At 70.1% G+C, this 2,505-nt stretch carries 3 protein-coding genes; all 3 read right to left on the reverse strand.

The window, feature by feature from the left end; translation table 11 throughout:
* Positions 1-221, reverse strand: a 221-nt coding sequence (locus AB7U92_RS25865) for a hypothetical protein (RefSeq protein WP_428583527.1), incomplete at its 3' end; no start/stop codon positions are given.
* A gap of 10 nt (positions 222-231) precedes the next feature.
* Entirely contained in the window at positions 232-1,599 is a 1,368-nt protein-coding gene (rseP, locus tag AB7U92_RS25870; protein ID WP_428583529.1) for an RIP metalloprotease RseP, read from the reverse strand.
* Positions 1,596-2,505 (reverse strand): 1-deoxy-D-xylulose-5-phosphate reductoisomerase (gene dxr / locus AB7U92_RS25875; RefSeq protein ID WP_428583531.1); only part of this gene is annotated, 910 nt, incomplete at its 5' end. The genes rseP and dxr, both read right to left, overlap by 4 nt.

Genomic DNA, 2,505 nt, shown 5'->3' on the forward strand with positions numbered 1-2,505 from the left:
CGCAGCGCGGCGGCGCCCTTCTCGTCGTTGTAGGTGTCGCCGATGCGGAACGGCAGCGAGGCGAACACGGTGCCGGCGTCGGTGCGCTGCAAGCCCTCGACGCGGATGTCCTTCAGCGTGAAGGGCTCGACAGCCCAGGCCGAGCCCACCTGGAGTGCGGCGGCGAGGGCAAGGCTGAGGACGGTGGGACGAACTGCGGGCGCGCGTCGGGAGGAAGGCATGCGTCGGGGGTCAGTGCAGGCCCAGCAGGCGGGCCACGTCGTTGTAGAGAGCCAGGGACATCATCATGAGCATGATGGCCACCCCGCCACGCTGCAGCCGCTCCAGCCACAACTCGGAGACCGGCCGCCCCGTCACACCCTCGAAAAGATAATACATCAGGTGTCCGCCATCGAGCATCGGCAGCGGCAGCAGGTTCAACACGCCGAGTGACACGCTCACCACCGCCAGGAAGCCGAGGTAGTACGCCAGGCCGAGTTGCACCGACTGCCCGGCATAGTCGGCGATGGTCAGCGGGCCGCTGAGGTTCTTCAGCGAGGCCTCGCCGATCAGCATCTTGCCGAGCATCTTCAGCGTCAGCGTCGACATCTCCCAGGTGCGCGACACCGCGCGCCCGAGCCCCTCGACCACGCCGTAGCGAACCTTCACGAAGATCGGCGGCTGGCCCGGGTAGGCCTCGATGCGCCCGACCGTGCGCTCGCCGTCGCTGACGATGTTCGGCGTGACGCTGATCTCCAGCGTCTGGCCGGCGCGCTCGACACGCCACAGCATCGGCCTGGCCACGCCGTCGGCCCCGCTGGCTCGGATCAGCTCGCGGATGCGGCCCGACTCCTCGATCGGCTGGCCATCGATGCTGAGCACGCGATCGCCCGGTCGCAGGCCCGCACGCTCGGCCGGCCCGCCCGCCTTCGTCTCGCCCAGCACGGGTTCGCTGAACGGCGCGCCCAGGCCGATGCGCTTCATCAGCGCGGCATCGACCTCGCGCGCTTCCAGGGTCTGCAAGTCAAGCACCACGCGGCGCTGGCCGCGCCCGTGGGCGTCGCTGACCAGCAGGTGCAGCGGCGTGCCGTGCAGCACCGACTGCGTCACCTGCCAGCGCAGGTCGTTCATCGAGCGCAGGTCCTGCCACTCGACACCGTCGTCGGACCAGGCCTGCGCCCAGTCTCCGGCGCGCAGTCCGGCGCGTTCGGCCAGGCTGCCGGCGGCCGGCGGCGCCATCAGCGCCTTCGGTTCGTCCATGCCGATCCAGTGCGCTCCGGCGTACAGCAGCACCGCCAGCAGCAGGTTGGCCAGCGGCCCGGCCGAGACGATCGCGGTGCGCTGCCACAGGCTCTTGCGGTTGAAGGCACGGTTGACCTCGCCCGGCGCCACCGGCCCTTCGCGTTCGTCGAGCATGCGAACGTAGCCGCCGAGCGGCAGTGCCGAGATCACGAACTCGGTGCCGTCCGGCGTGGCCTGCCGGCTCCAGATCACGCGGCCGAAGCCCACCGAGAAGCGCAGCACCTTCACGCCGCAGGCCACGGCCACGCGGTAGTGGCCGTACTCGTGAACGACGATCAGCACCCCCAGCGTGAGGATGAATGCCAGCACGGTGATCATCTGGACAGCCCCTGGATCAGCTGCTGCGCCTGGCGGCGCGCGCGCGCATCGAGTTCGAGCAAGCCCGGCAGCGATGCCGCGGAATCCGCCGAGGGATTCACGCGCTCGATGGTGCCGGCGTTGACCGTGTGAATCTGGTCGAAGCGGATGGTTCCGGCGAGGAAGGCGGCCACCGCTTCCTCGTTCGCGGCGTTCAGCACCGCCGTGCTGCCCGGCGCGGCGCGCAGGGCCTCCCAGGCGAGGAACAGACCGGGGAATCGAGCTTCGTCGGCCGGCTCGAAGCTCAGTGCCGCCAGGCCCGCGAAGTCGAGCCGCGACGCGCCGGATTCGATGCGCTGCGGGAACGACAGGCCGTAGGCGATGGGCACACGCATGTCGGGCGTGCCGAGCTGCGCGAGCACCGAGTTGTCACGGCACACCACCATCGAGTGGATGATGCTCTGCGGATGGATGACCACGCGGATCTGCTCGGGCTGCAGGTCGAACAACCAGCGTGCCTCGATGACTTCGAGCGCCTTGTTCATCATCGTCGCCGAGTCGACCGAGATCTTGCGGCCCATCACCCAGTTCGGGTGGGCGCAGGCCTGGTCCGGCGTCACGTCGCGCAGCGTGTGCGGATCGCGGCTGCGGAACGGGCCGCCCGAGGCGGTGAGCACGATGTGGTCGATGCGCGAGGCCCAGGTGCGGCGGTCTTCCGGCAGGCACTGGAAGATCGCCGAGTGCTCGCTGTCGATCGGCAGCAGCGTGGCGCCGCCGGCCTTCACCGCGTCCATGAAGAAGGCGCCGCCGACCACCAGCGCTTCCTTGTTGGCCAGCATCAGGCGCTTGCCGGCACGTGCCGCGGCGATGCAGGGGGCCAGTCCGGCGGCGCCGACGATGGCCGCCATCACCGCATCGACCTCCGGG

Origin of the sequence: Piscinibacter sp., assembly GCF_050175855.1 — a bacterium.
Lineage (GTDB): Bacteria > Pseudomonadota > Gammaproteobacteria > Burkholderiales > Burkholderiaceae_C > Piscinibacter.